Source organism: Kineococcus aridisoli (assembly GCF_050871885.1).
Classification (GTDB): domain Bacteria; phylum Actinomycetota; class Actinomycetes; order Actinomycetales; family Kineococcaceae; genus Kineococcus.
In genome coordinates, this window is the sequence record NZ_JBJLSF010000113.1 from 1 (window position 1) to 13,562 (window position 13,562).

Annotated in this window: 14 protein-coding genes; 3 read left to right on the plus strand and 11 right to left on the minus strand. The window is 76.2% G+C overall.

The annotated features are described in order from the left end of the window. Positions 1–62 precede the first annotated feature (62 nt). From ACRYM2_RS21075 to ACRYM2_RS21100, 6 genes are all read right to left on the minus strand, one after another. Positions 63–1,595 carry an RNA polymerase sigma factor gene (locus tag ACRYM2_RS21075; RefSeq protein WP_432524440.1) on the minus strand — a complete coding sequence of 511 codons (1,533 nt, stop codon included), beginning with the start codon at positions 1,593–1,595 and terminating at the stop codon, positions 63–65. A gap of 211 nt (positions 1,596–1,806) precedes the next feature. Then, positions 1,807–2,208, minus strand: a complete 402-nt coding sequence (locus ACRYM2_RS21080; RefSeq protein ID WP_432524442.1) for a universal stress protein — start codon at positions 2,206–2,208, stop codon at positions 1,807–1,809. Between the two features lie 65 nt (positions 2,209–2,273). Further along, entirely contained in the window at positions 2,274–3,467 is a 1,194-nt protein-coding gene (locus ACRYM2_RS21085; protein WP_432524445.1) for a DUF4192 family protein, read from the minus strand. Positions 3,468–3,529: 62 nt separating this feature from the next. Next, complete coding sequence (locus tag ACRYM2_RS21090; RefSeq protein WP_432524446.1) at positions 3,530–3,964, minus strand: DUF1232 domain-containing protein; 435 nt, start codon at positions 3,962–3,964, stop codon at positions 3,530–3,532. Between the two features lie 103 nt (positions 3,965–4,067). After that, positions 4,068–4,763: an EcsC family protein gene (locus ACRYM2_RS21095; protein ID WP_432524448.1), complete on the minus strand. Its 696-nt coding sequence runs from the start codon at positions 4,761–4,763 to the stop codon at positions 4,068–4,070. Between the two features lie 110 nt (positions 4,764–4,873). After that, the gene (locus ACRYM2_RS21100; RefSeq protein WP_432524449.1) at positions 4,874–5,101 is read right to left on the minus strand and encodes a hypothetical protein; all 228 of its coding nucleotides are present in this window, start codon (positions 5,099–5,101) and stop codon (positions 4,874–4,876) included. Between the two features lie 105 nt (positions 5,102–5,206). Here ACRYM2_RS21100 and ACRYM2_RS21105 point away from each other — a divergent pair, with 105 nt between their 5' ends. Both ACRYM2_RS21105 and ACRYM2_RS21110 read left to right on the plus strand, forming a co-directional pair. Beyond that, the gene (locus tag ACRYM2_RS21105) at positions 5,207–6,151 is read left to right on the plus strand and encodes a spermidine synthase (RefSeq protein WP_432524450.1); all 945 of its coding nucleotides are present in this window, start codon (positions 5,207–5,209) and stop codon (positions 6,149–6,151) included. Further along, complete coding sequence (locus tag ACRYM2_RS21110) at positions 6,148–6,882, plus strand: DedA family protein (protein WP_432524453.1); 735 nt, start codon at positions 6,148–6,150, stop codon at positions 6,880–6,882. The genes ACRYM2_RS21105 and ACRYM2_RS21110 overlap by 4 nt, the downstream gene beginning before the upstream one ends. A 61-nt stretch (positions 6,883–6,943) precedes the next feature. Here ACRYM2_RS21110 and gndA read toward each other — a convergent pair whose 3' ends face one another. From gndA to ACRYM2_RS21135, 5 genes are all read right to left on the minus strand, one after another. Beyond that, positions 6,944–8,386: an NADP-dependent phosphogluconate dehydrogenase gene (gndA, locus tag ACRYM2_RS21115; RefSeq protein WP_432524461.1), complete on the minus strand. Its 1,443-nt coding sequence runs from the start codon at positions 8,384–8,386 to the stop codon at positions 6,944–6,946. 109 nt (positions 8,387–8,495) lie between these two features. Continuing rightward, complete coding sequence (locus ACRYM2_RS21120; protein ID WP_432524454.1) at positions 8,496–9,821, minus strand: MFS transporter; 1,326 nt, start codon at positions 9,819–9,821, stop codon at positions 8,496–8,498. Next, positions 9,818–10,468 (minus strand): GntR family transcriptional regulator, encoded by a 651-nt coding sequence (locus ACRYM2_RS21125; RefSeq protein ID WP_432524455.1) that lies wholly within the window; start codon positions 10,466–10,468, stop codon positions 9,818–9,820. Before ACRYM2_RS21125 ends, ACRYM2_RS21120 begins: the two co-directional genes overlap by 4 nt. 65 nt (positions 10,469–10,533) lie before the next feature. Then, positions 10,534–11,184, minus strand: coding sequence for a UdgX family uracil-DNA binding protein (locus tag ACRYM2_RS21130; protein ID WP_432524457.1), 651 nt, complete (start codon positions 11,182–11,184; stop codon positions 10,534–10,536). 45 nt (positions 11,185–11,229) lie between these two features. Then, positions 11,230–12,330 (minus strand): carbohydrate kinase family protein, encoded by a 1,101-nt coding sequence (locus ACRYM2_RS21135; RefSeq protein WP_432524459.1) that lies wholly within the window; start codon positions 12,328–12,330, stop codon positions 11,230–11,232. A gap of 147 nt (positions 12,331–12,477) precedes the next feature. On the opposite strand from ACRYM2_RS21135, the gene ACRYM2_RS21140 reads away from it, so the two are divergent. Further along, a complete protein-coding gene (locus tag ACRYM2_RS21140) occupies positions 12,478–13,512 on the plus strand; it encodes an aldo/keto reductase (protein WP_432524460.1) in 1,035 nt (344 codons plus the stop codon). The last annotated feature ends 50 nt before the right edge of the window (positions 13,513–13,562 follow it).

Here is a 13,562-nt window from a genome sequence, read left to right on the forward strand (position 1 = left end):
CCCGACCGCTCCTGGCGGTCGGGGCCTTCGACGTGCGCGCACCCGCGGGTGCGCACCGGACCTCAGTCGAGGTAGTCGCGCAGCACCTGCGAGCGCGAGGGGTGGCGCAGCTTGGACATCGTCTTGGACTCGATCTGCCGGATCCGCTCGCGCGTGACCCCGTACACCTTGCCGATCTCGTCGAGGGTCTTCGGCTGGCCGTCGGTCAGCCCGAAGCGCATCGAGACCACCCCCGCCTCGCGCTCGGAGAGGGTGTCCAGCACCGAGTGCAGCTGCTCCTGCAGCAGCGTGAAGCTCACCGCGTCCGCGGGCACGACGGCCTCGGAGTCCTCGATGAGGTCACCGAACTCGCTGTCGCCGTCCTCGCCCAGCGGGGTGTGCAGCGAGATCGGCTCGCGGCCGTACTTCTGGACCTCGACGACCTTCTCCGGGGTCATGTCGAGCTCCTTGGCGAGCTCCTCCGGAGTGGGCTCGCGGCCCAGGTCCTGCAGCATCTGCCGCTGGACGCGGGCGAGCTTGTTGATGACCTCGACCATGTGCACCGGGATGCGGATGGTGCGGGCCTGGTCGGCCATGGCGCGCGTGATCGCCTGGCGGATCCACCACGTGGCGTAGGTCGAGAACTTGTAGCCCTTGGTGTAGTCGAACTTCTCCACCGCGCGGATCAGACCCAGGTTGCCCTCCTGGATCAGGTCCAGGAAGAGCATGCCGCGGCCGGTGTAGCGCTTGGCCAGCGAGACCACCAGGCGCAGGTTGGCCTCGAGCAGGTGGTTCTTGGCCCGCCGGCCGTCCTCGCTGATCCACCACAGCTCGCGCTTGAGGATCGGGTCCATGTCCTCGCCGGAGTGCAGCTTCTCCTCGGCGAACAGGCCGGCCTCGATGCGCTTGGCGAGCTCGACCTCCTGCTCGGCGTTGAGGAGGGCGACCTTGCCGATCTGCTTGAGGTAGTCCTTGACCGGGTCGGCGGTGGCGCCGGCGGTGGCGACCTGCTGCGCCGGGGCGTCGTCGTCGTCGTCGGTCAGCACGAAGCCGCCGGTCGTCTTCTTCGCGCCGGGGGCGTCCGAGCTCTCCTCGGCCGCGTCGTCGCCGACGAGCAGGTCCTCGTCCTTGATCTCCTCGGCGAGGTCCTCGGTCAGCGGCTCCTCGGCGCCCTCCTCGCCCTTGCCGCCGGCCTTGGCGGCCGTCTTCGCCGCGGGCTTGGCGGCGGCGGACTTGGCGGTCTTGGCGGCGGGCTTGGCGGTCTTGGCCGCGGTCTTGGCCGGCGCGGGGGCCTCCCCGTCGACCGGGGCGGCGGCGCGCTTGGCGGCCGGACGGGCCGTCTTGGTGGCCGTGGCCGTGGACGTGGCGCGGCGGGTCGACGCGGCGGCCACCGCGCGCTTGGGCGCGGCCTCCGGCACCTTGACCGTGACACCGGCGTCGTCGAGGGCGCGCAGCACGGCCTTCATGCGCTGCACGGGCAGCTGGGCGTCTTCGCACGCGACGCGCAGCGCCTGGGCGTCGACGTATCCGTGAGTGGTCCCGTGCTGCAGGAGCTCCTGGAACGGAGCGGAAGCGAACTCTGGCGGGAGCGGCCGGGAGGTCGGTACCGACGACACGGACTGCCTTTCGTCGTGGGCGGAACGAGGCTGCACGGGCAGCAGCCGACAACGTCAACACCGGCGGACGCTGCTGCATGCCCGCAGAGGACGACAAACGCCGATTGTGTCACGAACACCGGCCTGCCGGTGCACCTCACCGCGTCGCGACCCCCCGGGCGGCCCATCGCCGGTTCCCGGCGGCGTGCGGGGGAAGCGCTTGCCGAGCTGCTCAGTCCTCCGGCTTGACGGCCAGCACCGGGCACGGCGCGTCGAGCAGGATGCGCTGCGCGCTGGCGCCCAGGATGAGCTTGCCGACCGGGGTCCGCCGGCGCAGGCCGATGACGATGAGCGAGGCCCCGGACTCCTCGGCGGCCGTGATGAGGTCGTCGGCCGGGTCCTCGCTGTCGGGCACGTCGCGCACCTCGTGGCCCAGCCCCGCGGCGGACAGCTGCCCGCGCACCTCCTCGTGCACGGCCTCCAGCTGCTTGGCCTCCTCGGCGTCGGCCTCGCGACCGGGGCGGCGGCTGTGCACGACCACGAGCGGGACGCCCAGCCGGACGGCGGCCTCCCCGGCGCGCTGCAGGGCAGCCCGGCCCTCGGGGTTGGCCACGTACCCGACGACGATCCCCATCGTTCACCCTCCCGACAGCGTGCACGGACGGGCGTGACCGTACTACGGCGGCTGCCCGTGCGCCCTCACCGCCCGCGCGCGGGCAGCCCCGCGCCCACCGCCTGCAGCACCAGCCGTGCCAGGCGGTGGGCGGCGTCGCGCTCCACGGCCAGCTGGGCGCAGCCGCCCGCGCGCAACCCGTCGCCGGCCGACCAGTGCAGCCAGGCGGCCACCGCCCACGCACCGGCGGCCACCCGGCCCTCGGCGTGGCGGGCGACGTCCACGGCCAGCGACGCCGCCAGCGCGGCGCGGCGGGCGTCGACCTCCTGCACCGCCGCGCCCACCAGCTGCGCGCTCGCCCCCGCGCCGGCCAGCAGCAGCGCCCGGGCGCGCTCGGTGCGGGGTCCGCTGCCCGCGCTCAGCAGCACCGCGTCGCGCAGCGCCACGTCCTCGAAGGCGGCCAGCGCCCGCCCGCACCAGGCGGCCGGCGGCACGGCGCTGGAGCGGCCGGCCAGCCGTGCCCGCACCTCGGCCTCCCACGCCTCCACCACGGCGGCGCGGCGCGACGGCGTCCACGGCTGGGCGGCGGCCACCCGCAGCGCGCGGTGCGCCTGCCGGCGCAGCGCCGGTGCCACCGGCTCGTCCGCGGGCAGCGCCGCCGAGCGTTCGGGCGCGGCCGTCAGGCCCAGGCCGACCGCCTCGGCCTCGACGCGGGCGGCACCGGGCGAGGCCAGCGCCCGCCCCGCCGGCGGGCAGCAGCCCTCGTCGGTGCAGCGCAGCGAGCGCCAGCGCCCGCGCGCCACGAGCAGCACGTCCGCCACCCGGCCGCCGGCGGCCGCCAGCGCGGCGCCGGCCGCAGCGAGCGCGGACACCGCCGCGGCGGCCGGCAGCAGCTCACCGCCACCGGTGCCGTCGTCGTCGCGGTCCCCGCCGCAGCCGTCGTCGTAGCAGACGAGCACGACCTGCCGGAGGGGGCCACCGCTGCCGCGCCGCAGGGTGTCCAGCGCCGCGGCCACGACCTGCTCGGCCCGGCGCCGCACCTCGCGCGCCGCCCCGGCCGCCTCCGCCGGGTCGACCCGGTCGCCCCGGTCGGGTGCGGGCAGGTCCACGCGCACCACGGCCCCCACCCGGGAGCGCCCCGCGGCGCCGACGGGGCTGGAGAGCTCGACGAGGACCAGGCTGGCGCGCGGGTGGAAGCCCATGCGGTACGGCAGGACCGCGAGCAGCTCGTCGGGGCCGCCGAGGACCAGCGGAGCGCAGGAGGGGGTCGGTGGGGTCATGCCCGCCAGCGTCGGCGCGCGGGCGGGCGCCGGCGGCGCCGTCCACGACCACCGGCGGGCGCTCAGCCCTGCGCGGGGCTGTGCAGACGGCGGTGCGGCGCCACCGCCGCCCGCACCTCGGGCGCGACCGGCGCGACCGGCACCGCCGGGCGGGAGGCGGCGCGCCAGGCGGCGTAGTCCTCGGTGGCCACCAGCAGCGAACCGGCCACCCAGGCGGCCACGACGCCGTCGTCGAGCAGGCCCAGCAGCGGCAGCAGCGCCTCGGGTGCCGCGTCGAGGGGCGAGAGCAGGTAGGCCAGGCCCACCGCCGACCAGGCCAGCCGACGGCGGCCGGGCCCGCGGTAGCCGCCGGCGATGCTGTCGCGGGTCATCGCAGGCAGCGAGCCCACCCGGGCGGCCAGGCCGGGGGTGCCGGGCGGGGTGCCCTCGCGCAGGGTCCGCCACACCAGGCGCAGGGCGCCGGCGCGACGGGCGGAGGAGGGGTGCGCAGGCTTCACGGGGCGGCTCCGGTCGACGGCGGCGGGGTCCACCGGTGCAACACCCCGGCGACCCGCCGCGTTCCGCGTCGCGGCCGCTCCCGCGGCGACCGGTCCCGGGGGCTCAGTCCTCGGCGCCGCGCGGGGGGAAGGCGACCTCGGCCTGCTTGGCGATGCGCCGGAAGGTCATCGCGTCCATGCCGGCGCCCACGACGCCGCCCACCAGGGGCAGCGAGCGCGTGGGCAGCCGCAGCAGGCCGGTGGCGCCGAAGCGGGCCAGCAGGCGGAAGCCGACGCCCTTGTTGACGAGCATGAGCACCGAGGGGGGCAGGCGCTTGGTGAAGAGCTTGGCCACGTGCCCGCGCACGGACGGCAGCGAGGGCAGGCCCACGGACTTCAGCACGTCGGTGGCGTCGGTGCCCACCAGGGTCAGCAGGACGGCCGAGCGCACCTCCGGCCGGGTGCTGTCGTAGCCGCGCAGCTCGGCGACGGCGGCGACGGTGCGGGTGGCGAGCACGTAGAAGCCGAGGACGTTGGCGGGCAGCGACACGGCCAGGGTCAGCAGGCCGCCGACACCGGTGGCGAAGCCGTTGGCCGCGGCCAGGCGGGTCTGGCTGCGCACGACGGCGTGCACGGCCGACTCGGTCGTCGGGTGCTCGGCGCGGGCGGCGCGGGCGACCTCGGCGGCGCTGTCGAAGGGGCCCTTGCCGTCGATGCCCACGGCCAGCAGCCGCTGGACCAGCTGCGAGGCGCGGGAGTCGTCCGGCACGGGGGTCGCGTCGGCGGAGGTCTTCTCGAGGTCGGGGGTGCGTTCAGCCACGCGGGAACGCTAACCGCCCTCGGCGCCACCCGCCCGCCGGCGCCCGCCCGGGCCTCGACGCGCGGACCTCGACGCGCGGACCCCAGCGCGTGGGCCTCGGCGGGTGGACGTCAGCGGGCGGGGTCCTGCTCGCTGAGGAAGGCGGCCACCTCGGCCACGCCGGACTCCACGTAGCGGCGGCGCGCCCACGGCCGGGGCAGGCGGTGCTCGGCGCCGAGCGGGGGGCGGTCGGCCTGCGGCAGCAGCCAGGGGCTGGCCGCGCGGCGCAGCGCGCGGCGGTCGTTGACGAAGGCGACCACGAACACGGCGAGCAGGCAGATCTCCAGGAAGGTGGACATGCTTCCTTCTCGGCAGCGGCGGCCCGCGACTTCACCCCCGGTTCCCCGGACCGCCGCCGCGCCCTCGGGGCGGCGGTCCGGGCCCCGGGCTGGTTGGATCCACGGGTGCCCGCCGGACCCCGCTCCCCCGCCGCCCGCCCCGCCGGCCCCCGCCGGGCCCGCGGCGCCGAGCCGGTGGAGGGCGAGGCGCTCATCACGACCGGCACCGCCCGCCTGGAGCGCGACCGCGACGACCCCGACGGCTGGACGGTGCTCGTCAACGGGGTGCCGAGCTCCTACGTCGACCTGGCCGATCCCACGCGGCTCGTCTTCGAGTACCAGCAGTGGACCGCCGCCGTCATCGACGCGGTCTGCCCGCCGGGACCGCTGCGGGCGGTGCACCTGGGCGGCGCCGGTTGCGCCTTCCCGCGCTACCTGGCCGCCACCCGGCCCTCCTCGCGGCAGCTGGTGCTGGAGGTCGACGAGCGGCTCGTCGAGCTCGTGCGCCGCAGCTTCGGCGCGACCGGCGCCGCCGGCTTCAAGCTCAAGGTGGCCGATGCGCGCGAAGGGCTGGCGGCGGTGCCGGAGAGCACCCAGGACGTCGTCGTGCGCGACGCCTTCCGCGGCGACCAGGTCCCCGCGCACCTGGTGACCGAGGAGTTCCTGCGCGACGTCGACCGCGTCCTGGCCCCGGGCGGGCTGTGGGTGGCCAACCTCGCCGACCGCCCGCCGATGCCGCACTCGCGCGCGGAGCTGGCGACGGCGGCGGCGGTGTTCGCGCACGTGGCGGTGCTCGCCGAGCCGGGGGTCTTCCGAGGTCGCCGCTACGGCAACGCCCTCGTGGTGGCCTCGCAGGAGGAGCTGCCGGAGCAGGCGCTGGTGCGGGCCCTCGGCGGCGGGGCGGCACCGGCCCGCTTCGTGGCCGGCGAGCGGGCGCGGCACTTCTGCGCGGGTGCGACCGTTGTCACCGACGCGGGCCTGGCCGCCGCGGCCGGGACGAGCGCCTCCCCGACCGCGGCCGGGGCCCGACCAGACCAGCCGCCGAGCTCTCCGGAGGAACCCGACGCATGAGCCCCGCACTGCAGGCCGCGAGCACCCTGACCGCGACGGCGGCCGGCGGAGGCGGTGGGACGGGCGGGCTGACGGGGTTCGTGCTCGACACCGTCGAAGCCCTCGGCGCGCCGGGCGTGGGCGCCCTGAGCTTCCTGGAGGTCGTCTTCCCGCCGATCCCCAGCGAGGTCGTCCTGCCGCTGGCGGGCTACCAGGTCCAGCAGGGCCGCCTCGGCCTGCTCGCCGTCGTCGGGATGTCGCTCCTCGGCGCCCTGCTGGGCTCGCTCGTCCTGTACTGGGTGGGCCGCGTCATCGGCCTCGGGCGCGCCGCGCGCATCGCCGACCGCGTGCCGCTCATGGACGCCTCGGACGTCACGAAGTCGGCGGAGTGGTTCAGCCGCCACGAGGGCGTGGCGGTCTTCACCGGCCGCTTCGTGCCCGGGGTGCGCAGCCTCATCTCGCTGCCCGCCGGTGCCGCCCGGATGTCGTTGTGGAAGTTCTCGCTGCTGACGGCGCTGGGCAGCGGGCTGTGGAACGGCCTGCTCATCGGCCTGGGCATGGCGCTGGGCACGCAGTACCAGCTGGTGGAGGAGTACGGCCACTACCTCGACTACGCCTTCTACGCAGCCATCGCCGCGGTCCTGGTGTGGGCGGTCGCCCGGCGGGTGCGCTCGCGCCGCTCCGGACCGGGCGGCGGGAGCGCACCCGCCGACGCCGACGCGGACGTGCGCGGGCACCGCGCGGAGCGCTGAGCCCGCCGCCGGGACCGGTGCGGCGCGAGGGTCCCGACGGCGGCGCGCTCGGCCCGTGCGCTCAGCCGCGGGTCTCGGACCCGTCGCCGCTCCACTCCACGTGGAAGTTCCCCTCGCGGTCGACGCGCTTGTAGGTGTGCGCGCCGAACAGGTCGCGCAGCCCCTGGATCAGCGCCGCGGAGGAGCGCTCGCGGCGCAGGCCGTCGTAGTAGGCCAGCGCGGAGGAGAAGCCCGGCGCGGGGATGCCGGCCTGCACCGAGTGCGCCACCACGCGCCGCCAGGCCTCCTGGCCCGTGGCGACCGCGTCCGCGAAGTAGGGGTCGAGCAGCAGCGAGGGCAGGTCGGGCTGCTGGGCGTAGGCGTCCTTGATCCGGTCCAGGAACTTGGCGCGGATGATGCAGCCGCCGCGCCAGATCGTCGCCATCGCGCCCGGGTCGATGCCCCAGCCGTACTCCGCGGACCCGGCCTTGATCATGTCGAAGCCCTGCGCGTAGGCGACGACCTTGGAGGCGTACAGCGCCGCGCGCACGTCGTCGACGAAGGCGTCGGCGTCCGCGGCCTCGACGAAGCCCCCGGCGCCCTCGGCGCCCTCCGAGCGGTCCTGGCCGATGCCCCCGCCCGGGCCCGGCAGCACGCCCTGGGCGGCCCGGCGCTGCTCGGCGTGCCCGGACAGCGCCCGGGCGAAGACGGCCTCGGCGATGCCGGAGACGGGGGTGCCCAGGTCGAGGGCGGTCTGCACCGTCCAGCGGCCGGTGCCCTTCTGCTCGGCCTCGTCGAGGATGACGTCCACGAGCGGCACGCCGGCCTGCGTGGGGTCCTCCTTGTGCAGCACCCGCGCGGTGATCTCGATGAGGAAGCTCTCCAGGTCCCCGGAGTTCCAGGACTCGAAGACGGCGGCGAGCTGGGCGGGGGTGCGGCCCAGGCCGTGGCGCAGCAGGTCGTAGGCCTCGGCGATGAGCTGCATGTCGGCGTACTCGATGCCGTTGTGCACCATCTTCACGAAGTGCCCGGCGCCGTCGGGGCCGACGTGCACCGCGCACGGGGTGCCGTCGACGGAGACGGCGATGTCCTCCAGGATCGGCCCGAGCGTGGCGTAGGCGTGCTCGGAGCCGCCCAGCATGATCGAGGGGCCCAGCAGCGCGCCCTCCTCGCCGCCGGAGACGCCGACGCCGGCGAAGTGGACGCCCCGCTCGCGCAGCGCGGCCTCGCGGCGGCGGGTGTCGGCGAAGTGGGCGTTGCCGCCGTCGACGAGGATGTCGCCCTCGGACAGCAGCGGGGCCAGCTCGTCGATGACGGCGTCGGTGGGCCCACCGGCCTTGACCATGATGACGATCGTGCGCGGGGAGCTCAGGGAGTCGACGAACTCCTGCGCGGAGTAGCCGGGCACGAAGGTGCCCTCGTGGCCGAACTCCTCGATCAGCGCCTTCGTCTTCGCGTCGGTGCGGTTGTGGACCGCGGTCACGTAGCCGTGGCGGGCGATGTTGCGGGCGAGGTTGCGGCCCATCGTCGCCAGGCCGGTCACCCCGATCTGCGCCTTCTGCGTCTCAGTCACCCGGGCGATCCTGCCCTGCGGACCCCCGCCGGGGACAGACCACCCCGGTGACGAAGTGCTCTCAGCCCTCCCGGCCGGCTGTGAGGCGCCCGCCGGCGCCGGGCCGGCGGGCCCGCGGCAGCACGACGCCCTCGGCCGCCAGCAGGGCGCGGGTCTGGCGCCGGCTGACGAGGATGCCGACGACGCCGACGAGCCACAGCGGCAGCTGGACGGCGAAGGCGACCTGGAAGGCGTGCAGGGAGTACGTCTGCGGCGTCCCGGCGCCCTGCAGGTCCAGCAGCAGCCCCACGGCCAGGACGAGCAGGATCGTGGCGGTGAAGCCCATGACGTTCGTCAGGCCGGTGGCCCCGCCCAGGCGGTGCGCCGGGTTGGACGTGCGGGCGTAGTCGAAGCCGATCATCGAACCGGGCACCCCGGCGGCGATGACGACGACGAGCGCGGCCAGCAGCGCCAGCGGCGCCCGCCCGGGCCAGACCAGCACGAGGCACCACACGAGCACCTGGGACCCGACGATGCCGAGCACCAGCCAGGAGCGCCGGAAGGGGTGGCGGGCGGTGAAGGCGCCGAACAGCGGCCCGGTGCCCGCGGCCACGACGGTGTAGAGGGTCAGCAGCGCGCCGGCGGTGGAGGTGCTCAGCTGCTGGCCGGAGACGAGGAAGGGGTAGCCCCACAGCGTGGCGAAGGCGTTGCCGGAGAACGGCGTGGCCCAGTGCGACCACAGGCCCAGCCGGGTGCCGGGGTGGCGCAGCGAGGCGCGCAGGTCGGCGCCGACCTGGCGCAGCGGCCTGGCCGAGCGGGGGTCGGGCGCCCCGGGCGGCACGTCGCGCAGGACGAGGACGGCCAGCGCGCTCGCCAGCAGGGTGAAGGCGGCGACGCCGGCGTAGGCGGGCGTCCAGCCGGGGCCGTGCAGCAGCGCCACGAGCGGCACGAAGCTGAAGACCTGGCCCAGCTGGCCGAAGAGCCCGACGAGCTGGGTCGTCACGGGCACCCGCTGCGGCGGGAACCAGTTGGTGACCACCCGCAGGACGCTGACGAAGGTGGCGGCGTCGCCGGCGCCGACGAGGACGCGGGCCAGCACGGCCTGCCAGGTCTGGGTGCTCAGGGCGAGCAGCAGCTGCCCGGCGCCCATCGCGGCGGCGCCCGCGACGACCAGGCGCTTGGGGCCCCAGCGGTCGACGAGGACCCCGACCGGCACCTGCAGCAGCGCGTAGACGAGGAACTGCAGGACGGCGAAGCTGGACAGGGTCCCCGCGCCGATGCCGTAGCGGTGCTGGGCCTCCAGGCCCGCGGCGGCCAGCGAGGTGCGGTTGAGGACGGTGACGACGTAGGCGAGGGCGCCGACGGAGAAGACGAGCCAGGCGCCGCGGACGGCGGGGGTGCGCCTCACCGGCGCACCGCCCGCAGCCGGTCGGCGGCGGCGCGCACGTGCGAGCGCACGAGGTCCAGCCACGCCTGCGGGTCGTCGCCGAGCAGCAGCTCGCGCAGGCGGCGGTGGTCGACGAGCGCGACGGTCACCCGCTCCGCCGAGCCGTGCACGTTGGCCACCCCCATGCGCATCTGCCGGTCGCGCAGGGAGTCGTAGAGGGCGGTGAGGACGGCGTTGCCGGCGGCGCCGACGACGGTGGCGTGGAAGGCGCGGTCGGCGGTGGCGAACGCCCAGGTGTCCCCGTCGGCGGCGGCGGCCTCCATGCGCTGCAGCCAGGGCTCCAGCTCGGCGGCCAGCTGCGCGCGGTGCGGCCAGGCGCGGGCGGCGGTGTGGACCTCGACGAGCTCGCGGGCCTCGAGGACGTCCTCGACCTCGGTGGGCGAGACGGGGACGACGAGGGCGCCGCGCTTGGGGATGAGGTGGACCAGCCCCTCGGCCTGCAGCCGGAGCAGCCCCTCGCGCACGGGCGTGCGGGAGACGCCGACCGCACCGGCGATCTCGCCCTCGGTCAGCAGCTGCCCGCCGGGCAGGGACCGGTCGAGGATGCCGGTCTTGACGTGGGCGTAGACCCGGTCGGCCGCGGCGCGCGGCACCTCATCGGTATCCATGATGCATCTATGCTATCCGGCACTGCCGGGCGGCGGCCGGCGGGCCGGCCCGGTCGGGCGGGCGCTCAGCCCAGCGCGGCGGCGGCGGTGCGCAGGTCGGCCACGAGCCCCGCGTAGGCGGCGTCGCGGTCCTCCTCGGGGGTGCGCAGGACCGCCGAGGGGTGGATGGTCCCCAGGAAGGTCTTCTCCCCGCGCGAGGTCTGCTGCACGATCAGCTGACCGCGGTGCTTGGTCACCCGGAAGTCCTTCGGCAGCAGCGCCTTGGCCGCCGTCGCCCCCAGGCACACGACGACCTCGGGGTCCACCCGCGCCAGTTCGGCCGCCAGCCACGGCCGGCAGGCGGTGATGTGCCCGACGTCGGGGCTGGCGTGCACGCGCCGGCTGCCGGGCGCGCTCTGGGTGAAGCGGAAGTGCTTGACGGCGTTGGTGACGTACGTCGTCCCCACGTCGATGCCCGCCTCGGCGACGGCCTTCTGCAGCAGCCGCCCGGCCGGGCCGACGAAGGGGACCCCGCGCCGGTCCTCCTGGTCGCCGGGCTGCTCGCCCACCAGGGCGATGCGGGCGTCGACGGCGCCGGCGGAGAAGACGACCTGCGTGGCCGGTTCCCACAGCTCGCAGCCGCGGCAGGAGGGGGCGGCGGCGCGCAGCGCCTCGACGTCGGCCCCCTCAGGGACCCACTGCTGCGCACCGGGACGGTCGACCTTGGAGACGGGCACCCGGACATCGTGGTCCGGGCCCGGCGCGTCGGCGACCGCAGCGGCTCAGCCGCCGGCGGAGGGCCCCGTCGGCAGGTCGTTGAGGACGGCCAGGGTCGCGCTCGCGCGGCGCACCGACTCCCCCGCCCGCTGCGGGTGGTCCACGAGGACGTCGTCGAGGAAGCCGTAGCGGCGCACCAGCGTCGCGGTCGCCGACGTGCGCGGGCCCAGCCGCAGGTGCGACCACCAGTCGGCGATGTCGCCCCACCCCGGCGCCGACAGCGAGCCGCCGAACTGCTGCACCGACAGCCCGGCGCAGAGGTTGGCGAAGGCGAGGCGGTCGGCCAGCGGCCAGCCGGAGAGGGTGCCGGTGAGGAACCCGGCGCCGAAGACGTCACCGGCACCGGTGGCGTCCAGCGCCTCCAGCCGCAGCCCCTCGACCTGCGCCGACTCCCCCGTGCTCTGGTCGACGGCCACCGCCCCGTCGGCGCCGCGGGTGACGACGGCGACGGGGACCCGCTCGGCGAGCGCGGCCACGGCCTCCTCCGCCGAGCCGGTGCGCGTGTAGCGCATCGCCTCCACGTGGTTGGGCAGGAAGGCGTGGCAGTGCTCCAGGCCGGAGAGGACGTCGGGGTTCCACTGCGTGGAGGAGTCCCAGCCGACGTCGGCGAAGACGAGCGAGCCCTGCGCCTCGGCGCGCAGGACCCACGGCTGCGGCTCGGCGGCCAGGTGGACCAGGCACGAGCGCGAGCGCGGGACCTCGTCGGGTTCGGCGACGGGCGCCGGGTGCTCGTGGGTCACCATCGCCCGGTCGCCGCCGTAGGCCAGCGAGACGGTCACCGGCGAGTGCCAGTCGGGGGCGCGGTAGGAGGTGGACAGGTCCACGCCCTCCTGCTCGCCGAGGGTCTGCCAGCAGAACTGCCCGTAGGAGTCGGTGCTGAAGGCCGCCGACAGGGAGGTGCGCAGCCCCAGCCGCGCCGCGGCGACCGCCATGTTGGCGATGCCGCCGGGGCACGAGCCCATGCCCGAGGTCCACACCTCGGTGCCCAGCCGGGGTTCGTCGTCGAGGCCGGTGAAGACGATGTCGAGGAAGACGGTGCCGCGCACGTGGACGTCGAAGGTGGGCTCGGTGGGCTCGTCGGGGCGGGGGGCGGGAGTCTCGGGCACCCCCCGATGCTGGGTGACCACCGCCCGCCTGCGCCACCCCCGCGCGGGCCGGTCCCCGGCGGGGTGCCGGTCGCACCCCGGGACCGGGGGGTGCAGCATGGCCCGGGGCGACCGCCCCGGAAGTCCACCCGTTCGGAGGACCGCACGATGGAGTACCGGACCCTCGGGAGCAGCGGCACGTCCGTCTCCTCCCTCACCCTCGGCACGATGACGTTCGGCAGCGAGACCGACCGCGACGGCTCCTTCGAGCAGCTCGACGTCTTCCTGGAGGCCGGCGGCACCCTCGTCGACACCGCCGACGTCTACTCCGGCGGCGTGTCGGAGGAGATCGTCGGCGCGTGGCTGGCCGCGCGCCCGGCGGAGGTGACCGAGCGCGTCGTGCTGGCGACGAAGGGGCGCTTCCCGACCTCGGGGGAACCCAACGGCGTCGGGTTGTCCCGCCGGCACCTGACCCGCGCCCTGGACGCCTCGCTGCGCCGGCTGGGCGTGGAGGCCGTCGACCTGTACCAGGTGCACGCCTGGGACCCGTGGACCCCGCTCGAGGAGACGCTGTCGACCCTCGACGCGTTCGTGCGCGCCGGGAAGGTGCACAACGTGGGGTTGTCCAACTTCACCGGCTGGCAGCTGCAGAAGGCCGTCGACGTCGCCGCCGCGGAGGGGCTGGCACCGCCGGTGACGCTGCAGCCGCAGTACAACCTGCTGGTGCGCGAGATCGAGTGGGAGATCGTGCCGGCCGCCGAGGAGAACGGCCTGGGTCTGCTGCCGTGGTCGCCGCTGGGCGGCGGCTGGCTGTCGGGCAAGTACACCCGCGACACCGCCCCGACCGGCGCGACCCGGCTGGGTGAGAACCCCGAGCGCGGGGTGGAGGCGTACGCGCGGCGCAACGCCCAGCAGCGCACCTGGGCGGTGCTGGACGCGGTGCAGTCGATCGCCGAGCAGCGCGGGGCGAGCATGGCGCAGGTCGCGCTGGCCTGGTTGCTCGCGCAGCCGGCCGTCTCCTCGGTCATCCTCGGCGCACGCACCACCGAGCAGCTGCGCGACAACCTCGGCTCGGCGGACCTGGAGCTGGAGGCCGCCGAGCTCGCCGCCCTCGACGAGGCCAGCGACCCCGAACCCGCCGACTACCCCTACGGCGGACCGGGTTCGCAGCAGCGCTCCCGCAAGCTCACCGGGGGCCGCTGACCGGGACCGGACGCGCCGAGGGCGCCCGCCCGGGGAGGTCCTCCCCGGGC

Excerpts from the sequence above, each read along its gene's own strand:
- ACRYM2_RS21110 (WP_432524453.1), top strand. The coding sequence starts at position 6,148 with ATGAGCCCCGCACTGCAGGCCGCGAGCACCCTGACCGCGACGGCGGCC.
- ACRYM2_RS21140 (WP_432524460.1), top strand. The coding sequence starts at position 12,478 with ATGGAGTACCGGACCCTCGGGAGCAGCGGCACGTCCGTCTCCTCCCTC.
- ACRYM2_RS21080 (WP_432524442.1), bottom strand. The coding sequence starts at position 2,208 with ATGGGGATCGTCGTCGGGTACGTGGCCAACCCCGAGGGCCGGGCTGCC.
- ACRYM2_RS21125 (WP_432524455.1), bottom strand. The coding sequence starts at position 10,468 with ATGGATACCGATGAGGTGCCGCGCGCCGCGGCCGACCGGGTCTACGCC.
- ACRYM2_RS21100 (WP_432524449.1), bottom strand. The coding sequence starts at position 5,101 with ATGTCCACCTTCCTGGAGATCTGCCTGCTCGCCGTGTTCGTGGTCGCC.
- gndA (WP_432524461.1), bottom strand. The coding sequence starts at position 8,386 with ATGGGCCGCAACCTCGCCCGCAACATCGCCCGCCACGGCTACGTGACC.
- ACRYM2_RS21085 (WP_432524445.1), bottom strand. The coding sequence starts at position 3,467 with ATGACCCCACCGACCCCCTCCTGCGCTCCGCTGGTCCTCGGCGGCCCC.